Source organism: uncultured Psychrosphaera sp. (assembly GCF_947500655.1).
Lineage (GTDB): Bacteria > Pseudomonadota > Gammaproteobacteria > Enterobacterales > Alteromonadaceae > Psychrosphaera.
The window spans coordinates 216,125-236,078 of the sequence record NZ_CANMSK010000002.1 but is presented as its reverse complement, the minus strand read 5'-3'; the positions used below and the strand labels follow the sequence as shown (position 1 = coordinate 236,078).

The following is a 19,954-nucleotide window of genomic DNA, read 5'->3' as shown; positions in this document are numbered from 1 at the left end:
AATAGGCTTGCAAGTTAATATATTAAATTAACTAACTGATATTAGCTCTACTGTACCATCTTCTTGTACTTCAGCAATGTGACCTTCCGGCTCTTTCATCATTAACAATGCAATAAAACCAACCACAGCCGTTGCAGCAATCACTAAGAAGAACGTACTGTAATCAACCAAAGACAACACAGTTAAATACACAACTGCACCTACGTTTCCGTATGCACCTGTCATACCTGCAATTTGCCCTGTCATACGACGTTTGATTAATGGTACGGCCGCAAATACAGCACCTTCGCCAGCTTGCACAAAGAACGAACACGCCATAGCTGCAACAACTGCTAACCATACAGCCCATGAACTATCCACTTGTCCCATTACAAAATAACCAATGGCCAAGCCTGCAGTTAAAATAAGTAACACTGGCTTACGACCATAACGGTCAGATAACCAACCGCCACCAGGACGAGACATTAAATTCATAAAGGCGTATGCCGAAGCAACCATTCCAGCAACTACAGGTGTTAATTCAAAGGTCTCAGAGAAGAATAAAGGTAACATTGAAATAACCGCTAATTCAGAACCAAAGGTCGCAAAATATAGAATATTTAATACCGCAACTTGTTTGAAACTGTACTTGTGAATTTCAGCCACTGGCTCAACAAATATATTTTTATTCACTTGCCACACATGGTAACTATCAAACAAATATAACGCTGCCAAACCAACATAAATAGTATTCACGACAAATTCGCTAAACATGCTTATTCCAGCTGGCGACAACTTCCAAGTTAATAAAGCAAGTGCGCCGTACATAGGTATTTTCATCACTAACAATAACCAGAAATCACCTTTAGAAGTTACTTCCATCGCGCCTGCTTTTTTAGGACGATAATAAGTAGAACCTTTTGGAGTGTCAGACACATTTTTATAAAACACAAATGAATACAGTAAACTGACTAAACCAGTAAGTCCCATAGCCCAACGCCAACCTTCTTCACCACCAAATACACCTGCACAAATTGCAGCTACTGTAGGTAATGTGAATGCTGCAGCGGCCGAACCAAAGTTACCCCAACCGCCATATATCCCTTCTGCAGTACCTAATTCATTATGCGGGAACCATTCAGAAACAAGACGAATACCAACAACAAACCCGGCACCAATAAGACCTAAAGCAAAACGAGCAATCGCAGCTTGAGTAAATGTATCGGCCATAGCAAAAGCAAAACAAGGAATGGAACAGATCGCTAATAAGCCAGTGTAAATTAATCTTGGCCCGTACTTGTCAGTCAACATACCAACAATGACTCGGGCGGGAATGGTAAAAGCAACGTTTAAAATAAGAAGCGTTTTGACTTCGGCGGTGGTTAATCCTAACGATTCTTTAACTGCCATTAACATTGGGGCAAAGTTAAACCACACCATAAAGGTGATAAAAAAAGCAATCCAGCTTAAATGTAATATTTTCATTTTCCCTTGAAAGGAAAACAGATTGAATTTTTCTGGAGTTGCATTTGTCGTCATGGAATTTCTCGTCTCACTGTTAGTATTATTTTTTTAGACATAAAAAAAAGCCACCAAGACAAAGTGATTCACTTCTTCTTGGTGGCTTCTTTGCCGTACTTTCAACTTTAAACATAAACTCAGAGGTTTAATTTACTAGAAACTGCACCTTTAATGCCATATGTATAAAGTAGATATATAACATATAGTTAAGTTATAAATACATCATCAATTAGTCAGTTATTTACTTATTATGCACAACAATGATCCAAAACCGCACTAATAAAGCGCAGTCTATTTTGCCCCAAATACAACTCAATGGTCATTATTGGTTTTTTCTTGTTCTTTTCTTGGTGAATGCTGAGTACACTTAATGCCTATGCTGATTAATTTACTCTTACAGGATTAATAATGAGAAACGTCCTTATCATTTTGGCACATCCCAATTTGGCAAACTCCCAAATAAACCAAGCCTTATTAAATGCCGTTAACAAGAATGACAAAGTAACGATTCACGATTTGTATTCCATTTATCCTGACGGTGTTATTGATATCGACGACGAGCAAGAAATGCTAACAAATGCCGATGTAGTGATATTTCAACATCCGTTCTATTGGTACAGCGCCCCAGCTATTCTTAAAGAATGGCTAGATCTCGTTTTACAATTTAATTATGCCTACGGTCCAAAAGGTGAAGCATTAAAAGGTAAACAATGGTTAACCGTTCTCACTACAGGTGGTAGTAAAAATGCTTATTCAACTGAAGGCCATAATCGTTTCACCATCCGAGAATTATTAACCCCATTTGATCAAACTGCGCACTTGTGTGGAATGGAGTTTCTGCCTCCTTTAGTTGCTCATGGCGCTAGGAATTTAGGTAAATCGCCAGAGAGACTCAAAGAGTTATGCGAGCAATATCAATCTTTTGTTACCGAGTTACAACAAGATGATTTTGACAGTAATACGGTAAACCACTTAGACACCTTAAACCAACGCTGGGAGCAGTAACATGGAACATGGCAATTTGTTATTTGATGCCTTTATATACTTATGTGCGGCTGTTGTTTCGGTTCCTATCGCCAAACGTTTAGGTTTAGGTTCAGTACTTGGATATTTAGTGGCTGGTGTATTAATTGGTCCATTTGTTCTTGGTTTTGTTGGCGACCAAACAGACGTAATGCATTTTGCTGAATTTGGTGTTGTTATGATGTTGTTCTTAGTCGGGCTAGAATTAAAACCTAGCTTGTTATGGAAAATGCGCGGACCTATCGTTGGCACTGGCGGATTACAGGTTTTATTAAGCACTGCAGCAATAACTCTATTTGGCATGTACTTAGGTTTAATTTGGCAACAAGCGTTAGCGATAGGCATGGTATTGGCTTTATCTTCCACCGCTATTGTATTACAAAGCCTACAAGAAAAAGGGCTGATGAAAACCTCTGCCGGACAAAGCGCCTTTGCTGTTTTGTTATTCCAAGATATCGCCGTTATCCCGATGTTAGCAATTTTGCCTTTATTAGCCGTATCTTCGCCAGAATTATTAGTTAATTCTAACTCGACTCATCTTGGTGAAACTGGCTGGATTCAAGGACTGGTTGTTGTAGGTGTTATTGCTGCCATAATATTTGGCGGTAAGTATTTAATGAATCCAATCTTTGGCTTTATCGCTAAGTCTAAACTTCGTGAAATTTTCACCGCCTCCGCGTTATTACTTGTTATTGGTGTTGCCTTAGCAATGCAAGCTATTGGTTTATCACCCGCACTAGGTACTTTTATCGCCGGTGTAGTTTTAGCCGACAGTGACTTCCGCCACGAATTAGAAAGTAATATTGAGCCGTTCAAAGGTTTATTACTTGGTTTGTTTTTTATCAGTGTTGGTGCAGGTATAGACTTTGCGCTGTTATTTGCTGAGCCATTAGTGGTTATAGGCCTTACCGCCGCATTGATCATAGGCAAGTTTTTAGTCTTATTTGTCTTGGCTAAATCAAATAAATTAGCCAAACCTGACGCTTGGTTATTCTCCGTAGCACTTGCCCAAGGTGGTGAATTTGCCTTTGTATTATTTGCATTTGCTAGTACTAGCGGGGTATTACCAACCGGATTAATTGGACTATTAACTTTAGTGGTTGCAACCTCGATGTTGTTAACGCCATTAATGTTAATCGTAAATGAAAAATACATATCGCCACGTTTTGCTACGCACAAAAAAGAACATAGAGACGCGGACGTAATAGATGAAGAAAACCCAATCATAGTAATTGGTTTTGGCCGTTTTGGTCAGTCAGTTGGTCGTTTATTATTAGCCAATAATATAAGTGCTACGGTTTTGGATCATGATGCTAGCCAAATTGAAATGGTGAAAAAGTTTGGCTTTAAAGTGTATTACGGCGAAGGGGAAAGCGCTGAGTTATTACACAGTGCAGGAGCTGACACAGCAAAAGCAATTGTGGTTGCAGTTGACGATGTTGATAGCAGCTTAAACATAGTACATATGGTGCAAAAACATTTCCCGCATTTAAAAATATTAGTGCGTGCTATTAACAGGCTTCATGCTGTTGAATTACACCGTTTAGGGGTCAATGATATTGAGCGAGAAACTATGGCCTCTGGCGCCGAACTTGGAGCTAAAGCTTTAGTTGCACTTGGCTGGCAAAGTAATATTGCTTACCGCAAGAGCCGTTTATTCAAAAAACATGATGATAAAAGTGTCATGGAATTAGCGGCTTATAACGGCGATGAAAATGAATACATATCAAAAGCAAATGAAGCGAAACGGCTACTAGAAGAAACATTGAAACAAGACACTCATTGGCCACATGAAGCCGACGAACACGCATGGGAAAAACCAGGCAAACTTAAATAAAGGAGTTATCATGGTTGGTGAAACAAACTTAGTTAAATTACTGCAATCTATGTCGCCGCAGTTAATGCCAGAGCAATACGTTTTTTGCTGTGTGCAAGGAGGTTTTGCTGATTATCAAAACCTGTCACCTCTGGCTATGTTTAGAGAAACTGAAGGTCTAACTTTAGTGGTGACTAAAGCACAAGCCGAGGCAAACGGCTTTGCATTTGAGTCGGTCTTTAGTGGCATAACATTAACCGTGCATTCAAGTTTGGACGCAGTTGGTTTAACCGCAGCAGTAGCCACTAAATTAGCTGAGTACGATATTAGCGCTAACGTCATTGCGGCGTATTATCACGACCACATTTTTGTACAGACAGAAAAAGCGGAATTGGCATTGAAGGCTCTTAAAGAATTTAATTAAACTATTATCCAATCTTATATTGAATTTACATTAGATAGCCCTAATGTAATCTATACTGAGTTACCGTTCCTACAAATATAAGAAGGAAAATATAATGACAGACATAGATATTGGTATAAGCAAAGAAAACAGAGCAGAAATTTCAGAAGGGTTAAAAAGACTCTTAGCCGACTCATACACTCTATATTTACAAACACATAACTTCCATTGGAATGTTACTGGCTTACAATTTCGTGAGTTGCATTTAATGTTTGAAGAGCACTACACAGAACTTGCTGTTGCTGTAGATGATATAGCAGAAAGAATTAGAACTCTTGATGTACCAGCCCCAGGCACTTACAAAGAGTTTGCAAAATTAAGCTCAATTAAAGAGGTAGACGGTGTACCAAGTTCAACTGATATGGTTACATTATTGACTCAAGGCCATGAACAAGTAATTAAAACTGCTCGTCAGGTTTTAAAAGTAGCTCAAGCAGCCGATGATGAATCAACTGCCGCTTTAGTATCTGACCGTATGCGTTTACACGAAAAAACTGCATGGATGTTACGCGCTACACAAAAACGCTAAACCGCAGTAAAATATAGCTAACATGTGACGGCCTTAGAATACTAAGGCCGTTTTTATTTACGCAATTTTATTGTTGCATCGCTAGTTAGAGTCTTTTGCTACTTTCTGTATCGAGTCGGCCTTTGAAGACGTAGATCCCACTTTTCGCCAAGCTTCATATTCTTCACTGTCCAGCCAAGTTATTCCAATATATTGTTCCCAAGATATAAAATCTGCGCTGCGATAACGTTCCCCTGTCCATGAACCAGCACCAAACGTTTGTCGGTCAACGTGCAAAACAATATATTTACCATCGAGCTTAAGATAATTCTTATTTGGCACTCGCTGGGCGCAAGATGTGAAAGCTCTACTTGGCACTGTAAATATAACAGTTTCGGCTTTAACGCCCGCCTCATCAGTTGTCACTTGAGTCACAGAGCATGGTTTACCATAAAATTGGTCACCATTTATGGATATTGGTGGAACCATTTCCCACCAAAGTGCAGGTTGAGTGTCTTGGGACTCATTAACCTTGCTAGCGTTATTATCAGCAGTACAGCCCATAAGCGCAGCAATAAAGATTAGTGTGACAATGAACGTTCGGAAATCACTCATGACTAGACTATTTACGCCCCAGTATTCTTAAAATCCGTAGGAATAAATTGATGATATCCATATATAGCGCGGCAGCACTATCAATCGCATTATCTATCGTTTTTGGTATTTGATTAGCTCTAGACCAGTCATAGCCTATATAACCACAAAAAATTAAAACCACAATCCAATCCAATATTCCGTGGTGAATACCAAAAACAAATATCTCAATCATTTCTACGACGATAACTAGAAACAAAGCAACCGTAAGCCCGCCTGATATTTTTTGGAAGAATTTAGGGTACATTGAGCCTAAAAACATCATACCGACTGTCACTAATCCAGTAATTTTAATAGCCTCAGTTACCAAAGCCGCATCATAATTACTCACGACCAAATTGATAATAAAGCCAAATGGCACAACAACAAAATTGTAACCAATAAAACTAACAAGCGGTTTATTCGACTTATTAAACAGATAAATACCAAAAAAACATGAAGCAAAATAACCTATAAAAAATATCCACGGATTAACGTTGGCTATAGCTTGAGGCTCTATGCTAGTCACCATTAACCAGTTAATAAAAAAGCCCCAACATAAGGTTAATCCAATAACAAAGTTATACGTTGAATCACTAATTATTTGATCTGTTGTGCAGCGTCTTTCAAATACATTTGACTTCATACTGCTGCCTTTTTTGTTGTATGTAAACGCCCTTAATGAGCTATAAACCTATCGGTTATCTCTGCTATAACTCCATTGAAGTTAAATTAACCATCATCATAATTCTATATTTACAAAACGCATAGATATAGCTGCCTCAATTATGTATTTATATTAATATAAAAACCAAGAACTTATTCACGATTTAACAGTCTATACAACCAAAGCGGATAAAAACTGTAATTGTACTAATTGAGAAGTGAGGTTGTTAAATATTATGTTATTAAATAAAAAAGCATTAACCCAAGGTTTAATTTCTATCGTAGTTATTACATTTTTAGCTGGATGTATTCTGCCAAGACCTATGGGCGGGCATGATGGCTCTCACAAAAGTAAATGCAAAGGCGAATGTCAGAGTAAATCTGGAAAGGGGCATAGATTCGATAACTAATATTAAAAAGTTAAAATAGATTAGGGCAATGCTGTAAAGCCCTAACTCTATTTGTAAGCATGTAAAGCAGCCTCTAATTACTTAACCATAACTAAAGACGTCAGCGCTTCAATATCAATAAACAATTCATCAACCAATTTCGAGTTAACAAAACTTGCTGGAATGTCCCCGCCAAATTCTGTGTGCATTAATATATTTAGCTGCGTTAGTTCTTCGCTCATTGGCGTTATTACGTAATGGATATTTGACTTAGCCCTTACCAAATCTGATGGATAATCTACGTCCTCAGCCGGAGTTAAGGTTAAGTTTGTTACCTTTGTAGCAGAGTTGAAACTAAGTGCGGCGTAAAATAGAAAGTCACGATTAGATACTGGCCACGGCATGTCTATCACTGTATAAATTAAGCGGTCACTTTCATTTATCTTTTTTATTATATTTACCGATGAACAACGCCCCTGCCAATCCCAACATTTATTTTCATCACTAAATTGTGCAATAACCTTTGTCCAATTTGCCGATAAGGTCACCTCTGCTTTTACTTGCAGAAATTTAGAATTCGGTTTATCACGAGTATAAATAGAAACATGTTTAGTTTGCTTTTCTAACTGCCAATCTGCTGGATTGGCACCATAAACATCAATGCTAATTGTGCTGAATAATAACAAACCTATGATAAATAATACTTTCATGACCTTGTCCTGCCCTAAATTAACATAATAAGTGATATTGAGCCGTTATGTTCAGGTTCTACAATAAGTAAAACTCATTCTAACTTAACTTAAAAAGTACACTAATTGAAATACAATATATTAACCATTAGTATGTACCTATAACCTCGTCAGTTTAAAAGGACTTTTATGAGAGTATTCAGCCATTTATCATTTTATTTTTTATCAAAAAAATTAGTAAAACGTTTAGCAAGCTTAGATAACAAAAAAGCAAAACGAAATAAGTTATCTACCACGACTCTATTTATATTCAGCCTGTTATGCAGCTTTACAACTATAAATACCGCGCACGCTGCAATAGACATAGTTACGGAAGCTAAGTGGACAGTATTTGAAACCAACAGTTTTCGTATTCATTACACGGCAGAATACCGAGATTGGGCAATTTCGGCTGCGCACGACATGGAAGCCGCAGCTAAAACAGTGAAAGAACATCAAGACAGAGACTTAAAAATGAAAGTCGATGTTGTTGTTTTTGACCCTTTCAATGACTCTAACGGGTTCGCGATTCCATTTAGTAACAGACCAATTATGGCGCTGTTTGCCACACCTCCACAGTCAAATTCCATAATTTCAAACTCTAGTAGCTGGCAACAATTATTAAGCTTGCATGAATATGTTCACTTGGTTCATATCGGACAACCTTCACGTCAAAGCTTTAAACAATCTTTATCTAAATATTGGGATTTATACGACATTTATAAATCATCAGGTATGCCTCGCTGGGTAACTGAAGGTTACGCAACTCTGCTTGAGTCTAAACTTACTGGCAGAGGACGTTTGTTCGATGTGCAAGTAGAAGCCATGTTATTACAATTTGCTCGTGAAGGTGCGTTACCCAAATACAGTGAATTAAGTAATACCAGTGGACGTTACCAAATAGGCAGCATGGCATATTTAGTTGGTGTTCGTTATTTATCTTGGTTAGAAAAAAACTATTCAGATAAAACTTTAGATGCAGTTTGGACACGTTTACGTGGTAAAAAAAGTCGTTCATTTAACGATGCTTTTAAAGGTGTATTTTTAGAGACACCGGAATATTTATACCAACGTTTTGCGGCAGAATTTACCTTTAACGCGCTTGCCCAGCAGCAGAGATTAGAACAAACACAGCCTAATAACGCTTCTATTTGGTTAAATGCCGAATACCATATTACAGCTCCCGCTTTAAGCCCAAGTAGCAAATATCTAGCGCTTGTGGAAGCAAGCAAAGATGGGAAATTAATATTAAATGTTTATCAAACCTCAGAGAACAACAAAGCCAAAGAAGAGTTTGAAAAAAAACAAGCTGAGTTATTAGAAAATGATCCTGTAGACATTGCCGACAACGCACCAAAAGTATTTAAACGTAAAGTAGAACATAGTCTGCAACAGACAAACTTTACTGACATTACAAACCCAAGGTGGCTGGATGATGATCATATTTTATATGGCGCTAAAACAATCGACAGTAATGGGGTGCAACATCAAGATTTATTTCAATGGCAGTTAAGTACAGGAAACACTAATCAATTAACTCGTCATGCTAATTTACGCCGTTTTGATGTTACTCCATCAGGTAAAGTGATTGCAGAGCAAACACGTGGAGGTTATTCAGGTTTAGTCTCTTTTGAGTTATCGAAAATTAATGGCTCACCACTTACTAGCCATAAGTTAGTAAGAATGAGTGATTTTACTCTAGATAATTTATACGACTTTCCGAGATTTAATCCGGTAGACAACACACAAATAGCCTATTTAAAAAACACCTATAACCAACCTTGGAGCCTTTACGTAACAACCTTAGCAGCAGGAAAAGACACTATATTAAAAGCTGTGCGTGTGCCGACACCAAAAGGTTATCAGTTCTTATCATTCCCAGAATGGGCAAACGATGGTCAATCTGTGTATTTTGTTGCTGGCATAAAAGACACATTAAAAGTTTATCAATACAAGCTAGCTACAGGTCAACTTATGGCGGTAACTCAAGGGCAAACAACTGTGTCTTGGCCAATTGAGCTAGTTCAAATACCGGAAGCAGATACAGAACAAGATCAACAAAAAACAACAACGAGCTTACTGAATGTATCTGTACAAAGCCGTGGGCCAGATATGTTTATTCAGCCTTTAGCTGCTGAAAAATTTACCGCCGTTTCAGAATTCTCTGATGTAAACACATTAAGTGTCACATCTAATAATTCAGATTCAGCAATTTTAATGCCTGCTGCTAAATTAAGTGCCGACACTTCAATTGGTAAAGAATATGATTATCATGTGAAAAACCAAGATATTACTTTTACTCTATCCGGCGTATCAACAAGTGCATCAATTGGGGCTAATGAATTTGGTATTAAGGGCAGTGATTTATTGCAAAAAACAAATTGGGATTTAAGTTTCTTAGCAGGTGGAAGTGGCGGATTGGCCAACGCAGTAGCTGGTAATTTTACGTTCAGCAGCTTACCTATAAAATTCTCAGCTCATGTTTATGACTTTGAATTAGACGCTAGCAAACAGCAAAATTCGTCTGCTACAAGCATTGAATCTTATACAGGATATAATGTAAGTGCTCACTATCCTTACTTATTTACTCGCGGGTTATTAGCAACCTATAAAGGTGAATATACCGCCAGCTATAATGCCCAAGAGCAGTCTTTTGTTGAAACAAAAATCACAGAAATTAACCATCAACAATCTTGGTTTTTAGACAAACAAACATGGGGCTTAACTCAGCAATCTAGCTTTACATATTTGGAAGGTGAGACTGATATTGAAAGCTTAACGACAACAGAGCAATGGACAGGCTCTCAAGGAACCTTGTCATTAGGCGGTTATATTTACGGTATAAGACTAACCGTCTCGGGACAGTTTGCCAAACGTAATGACAGCAGTTTAGACTTGTTAAGCTTAGGTGGTATAGAAAGCAATATTATTAATGCTAAAGCGCACTCAAACTGGATTTTTTCACCAGAGCTACCTTTTAATTTCCAGTTAGGTAACGATTATAAAAATACAACCATTAGCTTAAACGGACGTCAATCATCATGGCAGCTATATTACTCGGCCCCTGAAATGGATGATGTAAATCGTGCGAAAATAATAGGGTTTAAAGGAAACATGTCAATAGATGCATTTCGTTCAGGCTTAACCAACCTAAAAATTAGATATGGCATTGCCGATGTGCAGTTAGATGATGAAGATCACAAAATCCAAGCCTGGTTACAACTAATGTATCGTTTTTAAAACTATTCCTTTTTTAAAAGTAGCGATTGCTTTTTTAGCGCATAAAAAAGCACAATATTTACCAACAGAGTTTAGCTCTTGCCGGTAAATATTGTGCTTTATTCCCTGTAACTATTTTTAGTCTTTTAATTAAAACTTATAACCCGTCCAAATCCATAATTTATCTGTATCTACTTTACCAGCGTCTTGGTCGCCTGCTGTATACATGGCGTATTTAATTCCAACAGGAAAATCAGATATTTTAGTGGTGTAAATCACATTTAATTCAGTACCTAAATCATCAACCGTTGCTGATGCTTCATCCGCCGCATAACTATGGAAAGTGGCTGACCATTTACCGCCACCAGCTTTACCCGCAATCGTTGCGTATAAATCATTTAAACCAACACCTGGCGTACCAAGGAATTGATCTGACCAACCATTAAATTTATGTAATGTGGCCAATGGTGTTGTAAAACCAACTACGCCATCATCTGAACCTAAAGATTCATAACCAGCTTTTACGCTAACGCCACCAAATTTAGTACCTACCTCACCAAGCATATAACTTGTGTCGTATTCAATACCTGAACTTTCATTGGTTTGGGTAGCAAACTCAAGGGTATAACTAATGTCACTTTTAGCACCTGTTAAACGCGCACCAAAGGTATTTAGTGAATTGTCTGTACCATTATCAGTTTCCAATAAATAACCGTAACCTGTGACTGTGCCGAACTCGGTTTTTAATGCGGCATTTAACAATATATCGCTTGCGTCAATGTCTGCTGCATCTGCAAAAATACGATTACGTTTTGTGATATAAGCCGCTGAAAGTTTTAATTTTTCAGACGCATCATACGTCGCAGATAATGCATCAAACGTTTGTTTGTCATTGCGCCAACCTACGTGACCAACAAAACGGTGATTGTCCATAGTGATCACCTGACGCCCCAATTTCACCGATACACCATCATTCTTATAACCAACATAGGCTTGATCTAGCTCAGTAGTTGCCGGATCAGCTATGACTGAATAACCAGCCTCGCCATTTTGCGTACTGTTATAATCTTCAATTAACGCCACTGAGTTTTCTAACTCTACAAAACCATAAAAACCACTATAAGCATTAGTTTTAAAGTTGGCAGTTGTGCGTAAAGTAAGCGCGCTTGCATCTTCCAATGCGTTATCTTGAGTTACGTTTTCAAAACGTAAACGTAAATCCACATTGGCTTTACCTATGCTAGTTTCAATGGTGGCATAAGACGCAGTAGACGCCAGTAACGGTATTAGTGTCGCTAGTAGTTTTTTGTGCATGGCTTTTTTTTTGTTCATGACTGTTCCCTAATAAGTTTTGTATTTATTCTTTTAAATTCTTGTAATTGTTTTTGTACTTTTATTTTTTGTTTTCTATTTTGTGCAATTTTATGCATCTATTTTTTATGTTATTGCCACTTGGGCAATCCCTGTTTTGTATTCGTTTTAGTCAAAGCTAGCTTGTTTACACTTTGCGCTGTTTTTCATATAAAAATGTTAATACTTCTGAACGGTACTGGTTGTATTGAGCATCTTTAGCCAGTTCTAATCGGCTACGCGGTCTTTCTAAATTCACATCTAGTATCTCGCCAATTGTCGCTGCTGGGCCATTGGTCATCATGACAATTCTGTCAGACAGTAATACAGCTTCATCAACGTCATGAGTGATCATGATGACTGTATTGTTTAACTCATCTTGAATTTCCATTAACGAGTCCTGCATATGAGCACGGGTTAACGCATCCAATGCGCCAAAAGGTTCATCCATCAATAATACTTCTGGTTGCATGGCTAACGCCCTTGCAATACCTACGCGCTGCTTCATACCGCCAGATATTTCGTCTGGGCGTTTGTGCATCGCGTGATCCATATGAACCAGCTTTAAGTTGTACTCAATCCACTCTTTCATTTCTGTTGGTGATTTAGTGTTAGCAAACACTTGTTTAACGGCTAACTCCACATTTTGATACGTTGTTAACCAAGGTAATAAAGAATGATTTTGAAACACTACTGCGCGCTCGGGTCCTGGTTCGTTAACCTCTTTACCCGCTAAAATCACTCCACCACTGGTTGCTTGGTATAAACCAGCAACCACATTAAGTACGGTGGATTTACCACAACCTGAATGACCAATTAATGAGATAAACTCGCCTTTGTTAATTTTTAAATCCACTTCTTTTAAAGCGGTAAAGTCGCCTTTAGGTGTTGGAAATACCATGTCAATTTTACTAATATCGAGTAGTAATTCGTTTCTAACAGTCATATTCATCTCCTTAATTACCGAACTTCAGAGTTTTTGTCCCAAGACAAAACTCGTTGTAATTGCATCATTGTACGGTCCAATAAAAATCCAATAACACCAATGACAATCACCGCGGTCATAATGCGACTTAATGATTCCGAGCTACCATTTTGGAATTCATCCCAAACAAATTTTCCTAAACCTGGATTTTGCGCCAACATTTCTGCCGCTATCAATACCATCCAAGCAATACCTAACGACAAACGCATACCTGTGAAAATGGCAGGAACAGAAGCGGGTAATACAATCTTTTGAATATGCTTAAAAGTTGAAAGCCTTAATACTTTACTTACATTTACCCAGTCACTATTTAACGACGCCACACCAACCGATGTGTTTATCACCATTGGCCAAATACAGCACAAGGTAACCGTGATCATAGAAACCACGAATGACTTAGCGAACATAGGATCGGTTGAGGTATAAACCGCACTCACCACCATAGTGACCAAAGGCAGCCAAGCTAATGGTGATACAGGTTTAAAAATTTGAATGATTGGATTAATGGCTGTGTTCAGTGACTTACTTAAGCCAATAGCAATACCTAAAGGAATAGCGAAGACCGCAGCAACAATAAAGCCACTCATCACCGTAATTAAGCTAGTTATTATTTGGTCAAAGAAAGTTTCTTTACCAGTAAAGCTACGGGTTTTAGGTTTATATGTAGGATCTTTAGCCAAACGTGCTTGATTACGATTTTCTTGGCGTTCATAAAAAGCAGATTCTTTTTCTCGGCTTTCAACGTGCTCATTAACTAAATTACCAATTTGCGTCATTACTTGCGCAGGACCTGGAAACTTGCCTAGTGATGTATCAATACTGTTTGCCGCAAGACTCCAAAACATTAAAAAGATTAAGATCCCAATAAACGGCAAAGTAACCAGTTTAAAAAAGTTAACAACAAACGGCGGTAGCTGCGCTTTGATCACAGATTCATTTTTTCGAGTAATAAGTTGCGCTATAAAACTAGACATAATCAACTCTCTATAATTAAAAAGTGCGGAAAAGCTAAACTTCACTTTTCCGCATTGAGGTTAAAGTTTGTCTTTGGCTTTTAAACCAATGGCGAATTTATTAATGTACTCATTTGGTTTTGTACCGTCATAAACTATGTTGTCGATGAAATGAGTTTGTGGTTCGCGATATCCATCTTCACCTGTAAGTGATGAAAATTCAGAAGCAGGTACCAGTTTCTCGTCAATTAATGACTTAACCGCTGCCATATATATATCTGGGCGATATACTTTCTTGGCTACTTCTGCATACCAAGCATCTGGTTTTTCTTCACTAATTTGTCCCCAACGGCGCATTTGCGTTAAGTACCAAATAGCGTCTGAGTAATATGGATAAGTCGCGTTGTAACGGAAAAACACATTGAAATCAGGGACAGCGCGCTTGTCACCTTTTTCATATTCAAAGGTGCCTGTCATGCTGTTTGCGATAACTTCGTAATCTGCCCCAACATAGTTTGATTGAGATAATATTTTTACTGCTGCTGGACGGTTAGCATTATTGTTTTCATCCAACCACATCGCCGCACGAATTAGAGCACGAGTTAAACGAATTGTGGTATTTGGATATTTTTCAGCGAATTCTTTAGTGATACCAAATACTTTTTCTGGATTGTCTTTCCAAATTTCATAATCGGTTACTACTGGAACACCGATACCTTTAAATACAGCTTGTTGATTCCAAGGTTCACCAACACAGTAACCATAAATAGTCCCCGCTTCTAAAGTAGAAGGCATTTGAGGTGGAGGTGTTACAGAAAGTAAAGCTTGAGCATCAATTTTACCTGACGTATCACCTTTATGCGGTGCATAAAAACCTGGGTGAATACCACCAGCGGCTAACCAATAACGTAACTCATAGTTATGAGTAGAAACGGGAAACACCATACCCATATTAAATGGCTTACCTGCATCTATATATTTTTCTACTACAGGTTTTAATGCATCGGCTTTAATTGGATGAACAGGGCGTCCATCTGCCATTTTAGGAATATTGGGTTTCATTTGCTCCCAAATTTCGTTGGATACTGTAATTGCATTACCATTTAAGTCCATTGAAAATGGGGTAATGATCTCAGCTTTTGTACCGTAACCAATGGTTGCAGCAATTGGCTGACCAGCCAACATGTGCGCGCCATCTAAACTGCCGTCGATAACGCCATTTAGTAATACTTTCCAGTTAGCTTGTGCTTCAATGGTGACGTATAAACCTTCATCTTCAAAATAACCATTTTCATACGCTACTGCTATTGGCGCCATGTCGGTTAATTTGATAAAACCAAATTTAAGTTCTTCTTTCTCTGGGTAGCCTAATTCAGCGCTAGCGCCAAAGCTCAAAGATGTAGCGATTAAGCTTGTCACTGCAACAAACTTTTTGACGGTGTTTTTTGTTCTTATTAAAGTCATTGTTATCTTCCCGTTATTTATATAATTAGCATCTCTGCAAAGTATCGGTTCAAAAGCATCGGCAAATTGCTACTGGGAGTTTCAAATACAAAACTTAATCCCCAGAAACGAAAAAACCACCGTTCAACATCCCCAAAAGGAATGTCGAAACGGTGGCTGCTTTGCCGAATTCACTTGCCTCTCCGAAAGTGAATTACTAGATATATAAGTGCATTTACAATGCCAGTGAAAAATTTTTCTTTAATAACAGAACGTTAATAACATTAAACCAACAAAAACTTTAATTTTGAATGATATTTGCACTACTTTAGTTTGAGCTTTGCACAAACATGATCCAAATTAACCTTTAAAATCAACAGATTAAAATAATTCACTTAATGAGTGAATGAAAATAACCCATAAATCCTTCAAAAAATTCGCTTTAGCTCAATAACATATAACTTTTACATAACAACCCTGTAATTTTTACCACAACATAAATCGCATAATAATAAAACCCATTAAAATCAATTAGTTAAATTTGGCACAACTCTGGCAACTACCTATACGAGTTTAACTAAATAGGAGATTTTTATGAAAAACTTATTATATCCATTAACGCTAATTTCAGTTTTAACAGCGGGTTCTGCTTATGCAGGCGACGAATGGAAACCAGAGATACAAGATGCGTGGTTAGACGGGAAAGCAGAAACCACCATTTTATTAAATAAACATTTAAATTCTTTTGATATAAACACTGATGTTAAAAACGGTGTGGTTTATTTAACTGGTGAAGTTAATAGCCAAATAGAAAAGTCATTGGCTGGTGAGTTAATCACAAATTTAGATGGTGTTAAAACGGTAGAAAATAAATTAGTTATTTTACCCGAAAGTACACAGAGCCAAGAAGTCATTGATAAGTTAACTGATGCAAAAGTTGAAACCGTAGTAAAAACTAAGTTACTTATGCATCCAGATGTTAGTGGTACCAATATAGAGGTAGAAACCGAAAATAAGGTTGTTACCTTAACGGGTCATGTTGACTCAGAAGAAGAAAAAGAATTGGCCGCTGAAGTAGTAAAAGGTACGGAAGACATTGAGTCGATTGTAAATAATCTTAGTGTAACCCAATAGAGTAAAGGCATCATTATGATTAATTGGGTACTTACATTCCTAGTGATAGCACTTATATCAGGACTTTTAGGGTTTACAGGTATAGCAGGTGCTGCCACTGAAATTGCAAAAATCATTTTTTTAATTTTTATCGTATTATTAGTGATTTCTATTATTTCCAATAGATTTCGTAACACCAAAAGAAGGTAGACAAACTATGAAAAACATTACAATTTTATTATTAATTCTTACATCAACATTTTTAGTTGCTTGTGGCGACGGAAAAGTGGAAGAAGCGGGAGAAACCGCAGACGAAGCAATTACAGATGTACAAAACAAAACTGAAGATCTATGTGAAAAAGTAAAAGAAGGCGTTAAAGCCGAAGATACTGACTGTTAATTCCCTGTTAGTTTAACAAAGGGGCGAAAGCCCCTTTTTTATTTTTAACACCCCATCATTTCTATAAAATTAAAAAAGGTATTGTCATGTTTATCACCAAATATTACCTATTAGGCGCTTTATTATTTACCTTACTTGCCTATATTGCTCCCAATGTATTAACAGCGGTAATATCGTTATGGATTGCATTATCGTTAGCATTAGTTTCAATAGCATATCTAGCTAACAAGCCTGCTATTTTTAGAAAAAACAGTGATGGTAAAATTCCCACCTATATTCGCTGGGCCTTTATTCCTTTTTTAATTGGGGTAAGTGCTTACAATTATTTTGTTAGAAAAAAGGACGCAGTTCCGCCAATACAAAAAATTGAAGACGGTTTGTATTTATCAAGACGCCTACTGCCAAGCGACTTAGAGTTATTAAAACAACAAGATATTACCGCCATACTGGATGTAACTGCTGAGTTTGAAGGCTTGGAAAGTTCGTCACATAAAAAGGCATTCGACTATCTCAATATTCCAGTACTAGATCATTGCTCACCTAGTACATCTACCTTATTACACGCTATTCGCTGGATAAAATCGCAAAAAGCAGATGGTAAATCTGTTGTTATCCACTGTGCATTAGGCCGTGGGCGTTCAGTATTTGTTTTAGCTGCATACTTGTTAACACAGAACAACGAATTGTCGGTTGATCAGGTATTAGAAAATATTAACGCAATACGAAGTACTGCAAATTTAAACAAATCACAAAGAAAATCATTACAAACATTTGATTACATGGATTTTGATAAAACCAATAAAACACTTTGTATGGTTATTAATCCAGTATCCGGTGGCGGTAAATGGCAGCTTTATCGTTCAGAGGTAATTCGCCAACTTACCATGCAATATACTTTGCAAATTAAAACCACAACGCCTGACATTTCGGCAAAATCGTTAGCCTTGGAAGCAAAAGAGCAAAACATAGAAACCATCATTGTTGGCGGTGGTGATGGCACAGTAACCGAAGTAGCTTCCGTGCTGGTCAATACTGACATCAAGTTAGGCATTTTACCTTTGGGTACTGCTAATGCGTTATGTCACGTACTGTATGGTATTAAAAACAAATTAATACCTGTAAAAGCAGCGTGTGATGCCATTTTAAACAACCATGCAACGGCAATCGATACCGTACACTGTAATGAAAAACTTATGCTACTAATGCTAGGTATTGGCTTTGAGCATGAGATGATTGACTACGCCGAACGTGACGAAAAAAACAAAGATGGTCAATTAGCGTATTTAAAGGGCTTTTTTGGCGCACTGAATGAAGGCGAAGCACAAGAGGTTTCAATACGCGTAAATGATGGTAAAGCACAGCACTTAACTATCAACAGTTTAGCGGTTGCCAATACAACCCCATTTATCAGTTTATTAGCGCAAAGTAACGGCCGTGATTCAGCAACTGACGGGAAATTGCACATTACTTATATTCCACATTCAGACGCTGCAGTTAATCGTATGTTATCCATATCACAATTAGCTTTATCTGGTGTGATTGGTAACGTAAATACCGAACAAGTTAGTTACATCAAAGCTAAAAAGGTAGAACTCTCTAGTAAAAAAGACATTCACTATGTGATCGATGGTGAGCTGTTTACAGACAGTCAATTACAAATAGAAATTGAACCTAAGTCTTTACAAGTATTAATGCCATAGATTATCACAGACCTAACAAGAGTAATTTGCAACCAGACTTATTTGGAACGCTGTATTTAAACAATAAAGAAGGGAAAATAAAGAGGACATTATGAACTTTGACTTTGTAGATGTTACAAAATTTAAAACACTCATTGAAAGTAAACTTCAAATTTGGATTGAAGAAGCCATTAAATTACTACCTAACTTAGTAATGGCTTTTATAACCATATTGCTGTTTTCTCTGATTGCCAGATACGCCGCTAAGCTGGCCCGTAACATTTTGAAGAATATTGTCGACTCAGCTGAGGTAATTAACCTTCTAACTTCCATTTTGCGTGTGATTATTTTTATTGCAGGCCTTTTCATAGCTCTGGATTTCATGAGTTTAAAAGGTACGGTCACCTCATTGCTTGCTGGTGCTGGTATTGTTGGTTTAGCTATTGGTTTTGCCTTTCAGGATATGACAGAAAACTTAATCTCTGGCATTACCATGAGCATAAAAAAACCGTTCAAAATTGGTGACATTATTGAGGCTGAAGGAGTATTTGGTAACGTTAAAGCAATTAAATTACGCAATACGTTAGTTGAGACTTTCTCAGGACAACTAAAGATCATCCCTAATAAAATATTATTCAGAAATATTTTAACTAATTATTCCTCAACCCATAAGCGCAGAATAGAGTTGGACGTGGGGATCTCATACGCAGATGATCCACAACAAGCCTCAGACGTTATTGTGAATGCGTTAAATAACTGTGATTTTGTCATCGACAAGTCTGAAACCGCCGCTTTTGCCAAAGAGTTTGGCGCAAGCAGTGTTAACTTAATCGTGTGGTTTTGGATTGATTTCCCTGGTAACAAAGGGTTTATGCAAGCCCGCCATGATGCAGTAATAAACATTAAGAAAGCACTAGAAAAAGAAGACATATTGATCCCATTCCCAATTAGAACATTGGACTTTGGTATAAAAGGTGGTGAAAGTTTACGCCACTCCTTACCCCAAAATAGCGCCAACACTACGTCATAAGGTAAGTTCGTAAGTTTGCTGCTTGTTAAATACAAGGAGATGACATACATTGTCCG

Annotated in this window: 19 protein-coding genes; 11 read left to right on the top strand and 8 right to left on the bottom strand. The window is 37.5% G+C overall.

From position 1 onward, the window contains the following. Positions 1–27: 27 nt before the first annotated feature. A complete protein-coding gene (locus Q0940_RS03200) occupies positions 28–1,518 on the bottom strand; it encodes a NarK family nitrate/nitrite MFS transporter (protein ID WP_299263778.1) in 1,491 nt (496 codons plus the stop codon). Positions 1,519–1,908: 390 nt separating this feature from the next. On the opposite strand from Q0940_RS03200, the gene Q0940_RS03195 reads away from it, so the two are divergent. The 4 genes from Q0940_RS03195 to Q0940_RS03180 all read left to right on the top strand — a co-directional run bounded on the left by Q0940_RS03195 (position 1,909) and on the right by Q0940_RS03180 (position 5,331). Beyond that, the gene (locus tag Q0940_RS03195) at positions 1,909–2,505 is read left to right on the top strand and encodes an NAD(P)H-dependent oxidoreductase (protein ID WP_299263775.1); all 597 of its coding nucleotides are present in this window, start codon (positions 1,909–1,911) and stop codon (positions 2,503–2,505) included. 1 nt (position 2,506) lies between these two features. Further along, on the top strand, positions 2,507–4,360 hold the full coding sequence (locus Q0940_RS03190) for a monovalent cation:proton antiporter-2 (CPA2) family protein (RefSeq protein WP_299263772.1): 1,854 nt from the start codon (positions 2,507–2,509) through the stop codon (positions 4,358–4,360). Between the two features lie 10 nt (positions 4,361–4,370). After that, positions 4,371–4,763, top strand: a complete 393-nt coding sequence (locus Q0940_RS03185; RefSeq protein WP_299263769.1) for an ACT domain-containing protein — start codon at positions 4,371–4,373, stop codon at positions 4,761–4,763. Between the two features lie 94 nt (positions 4,764–4,857). Continuing rightward, complete coding sequence (locus Q0940_RS03180; RefSeq protein ID WP_299263766.1) at positions 4,858–5,331, top strand: Dps family protein; 474 nt, start codon at positions 4,858–4,860, stop codon at positions 5,329–5,331. 81 nt (positions 5,332–5,412) lie between these two features. Here the strand turns inward: Q0940_RS03180 and Q0940_RS03175 are convergent, their stop codons facing one another. Together Q0940_RS03175 and Q0940_RS03170 are read right to left on the bottom strand one after the other, a co-directional pair. Beyond that, the gene (locus Q0940_RS03175; protein ID WP_299263764.1) at positions 5,413–5,925 is read right to left on the bottom strand and encodes a hypothetical protein; all 513 of its coding nucleotides are present in this window, start codon (positions 5,923–5,925) and stop codon (positions 5,413–5,415) included. A 7-nt stretch (positions 5,926–5,932) separates the two neighbouring features. Then, positions 5,933–6,589 (bottom strand): Bax inhibitor-1 family protein, encoded by a 657-nt coding sequence (locus tag Q0940_RS03170; RefSeq protein ID WP_299263761.1) that lies wholly within the window; start codon positions 6,587–6,589, stop codon positions 5,933–5,935. Between the two features lie 256 nt (positions 6,590–6,845). On the opposite strand from Q0940_RS03170, the gene Q0940_RS03165 reads away from it, so the two are divergent. Further along, on the top strand, positions 6,846–7,019 hold the full coding sequence (locus Q0940_RS03165) for a hypothetical protein (protein ID WP_299263759.1): 174 nt from the start codon (positions 6,846–6,848) through the stop codon (positions 7,017–7,019). 77 nt (positions 7,020–7,096) lie between these two features. On the opposite strand, the gene Q0940_RS03160 is transcribed toward Q0940_RS03165, so the two are convergent. Next, positions 7,097–7,708: an START domain-containing protein gene (locus Q0940_RS03160; protein ID WP_299263757.1), complete on the bottom strand. Its 612-nt coding sequence runs from the start codon at positions 7,706–7,708 to the stop codon at positions 7,097–7,099. Positions 7,709–7,876: 168 nt separating this feature from the next. Between Q0940_RS03160 and Q0940_RS03155 the strand changes: the two genes are divergently transcribed. Continuing rightward, positions 7,877–10,966, top strand: a complete 3,090-nt coding sequence (locus Q0940_RS03155; protein WP_299263755.1) for a hypothetical protein — start codon at positions 7,877–7,879, stop codon at positions 10,964–10,966. 129 nt (positions 10,967–11,095) lie between these two features. Here the strand turns inward: Q0940_RS03155 and Q0940_RS03150 are convergent, their stop codons facing one another. The 4 genes from Q0940_RS03150 to Q0940_RS03135 form a co-directional block, all read right to left on the bottom strand. Beyond that, complete coding sequence (locus Q0940_RS03150) at positions 11,096–12,277, bottom strand: alginate export family protein (RefSeq protein ID WP_299263753.1); 1,182 nt, start codon at positions 12,275–12,277, stop codon at positions 11,096–11,098. Positions 12,278–12,443: 166 nt separating this feature from the next. Continuing rightward, positions 12,444–13,241 (bottom strand): ABC transporter ATP-binding protein, encoded by a 798-nt coding sequence (locus Q0940_RS03145; RefSeq protein WP_299263751.1) that lies wholly within the window; start codon positions 13,239–13,241, stop codon positions 12,444–12,446. 14 nt (positions 13,242–13,255) lie between these two features. Then, entirely contained in the window at positions 13,256–14,257 is a 1,002-nt protein-coding gene (locus Q0940_RS03140) for an ABC transporter permease (protein ID WP_299263983.1), read from the bottom strand. Between the two features lie 57 nt (positions 14,258–14,314). Continuing rightward, positions 14,315–15,697, bottom strand: coding sequence for a CmpA/NrtA family ABC transporter substrate-binding protein (locus Q0940_RS03135; protein WP_299263748.1), 1,383 nt, complete (start codon positions 15,695–15,697; stop codon positions 14,315–14,317). Positions 15,698–16,270: 573 nt separating this feature from the next. Here Q0940_RS03135 and Q0940_RS03130 point away from each other — a divergent pair. The 5 genes from Q0940_RS03130 to Q0940_RS03110 all read left to right on the top strand — a co-directional run bounded on the left by Q0940_RS03130 (position 16,271) and on the right by Q0940_RS03110 (position 19,898). Next, complete coding sequence (locus Q0940_RS03130) at positions 16,271–16,810, top strand: BON domain-containing protein (protein ID WP_299263745.1); 540 nt, start codon at positions 16,271–16,273, stop codon at positions 16,808–16,810. A gap of 15 nt (positions 16,811–16,825) precedes the next feature. Then, complete coding sequence (locus tag Q0940_RS03125) at positions 16,826–16,999, top strand: DUF1328 domain-containing protein (protein ID WP_299263742.1); 174 nt, start codon at positions 16,826–16,828, stop codon at positions 16,997–16,999. Positions 17,000–17,006: 7 nt separating this feature from the next. After that, a complete protein-coding gene (locus Q0940_RS03120; protein ID WP_299263739.1) occupies positions 17,007–17,189 on the top strand; it encodes a hypothetical protein in 183 nt (60 codons plus the stop codon). An 86-nt stretch (positions 17,190–17,275) separates the two neighbouring features. Further along, positions 17,276–18,889, top strand: a complete 1,614-nt coding sequence (locus tag Q0940_RS03115; protein ID WP_299263736.1) for a diacylglycerol kinase family protein — start codon at positions 17,276–17,278, stop codon at positions 18,887–18,889. 91 nt (positions 18,890–18,980) lie between these two features. Further along, entirely contained in the window at positions 18,981–19,898 is a 918-nt protein-coding gene (locus Q0940_RS03110) for a mechanosensitive ion channel family protein (RefSeq protein WP_299263729.1), read from the top strand. Positions 19,899–19,954 lie beyond the last annotated feature (56 nt).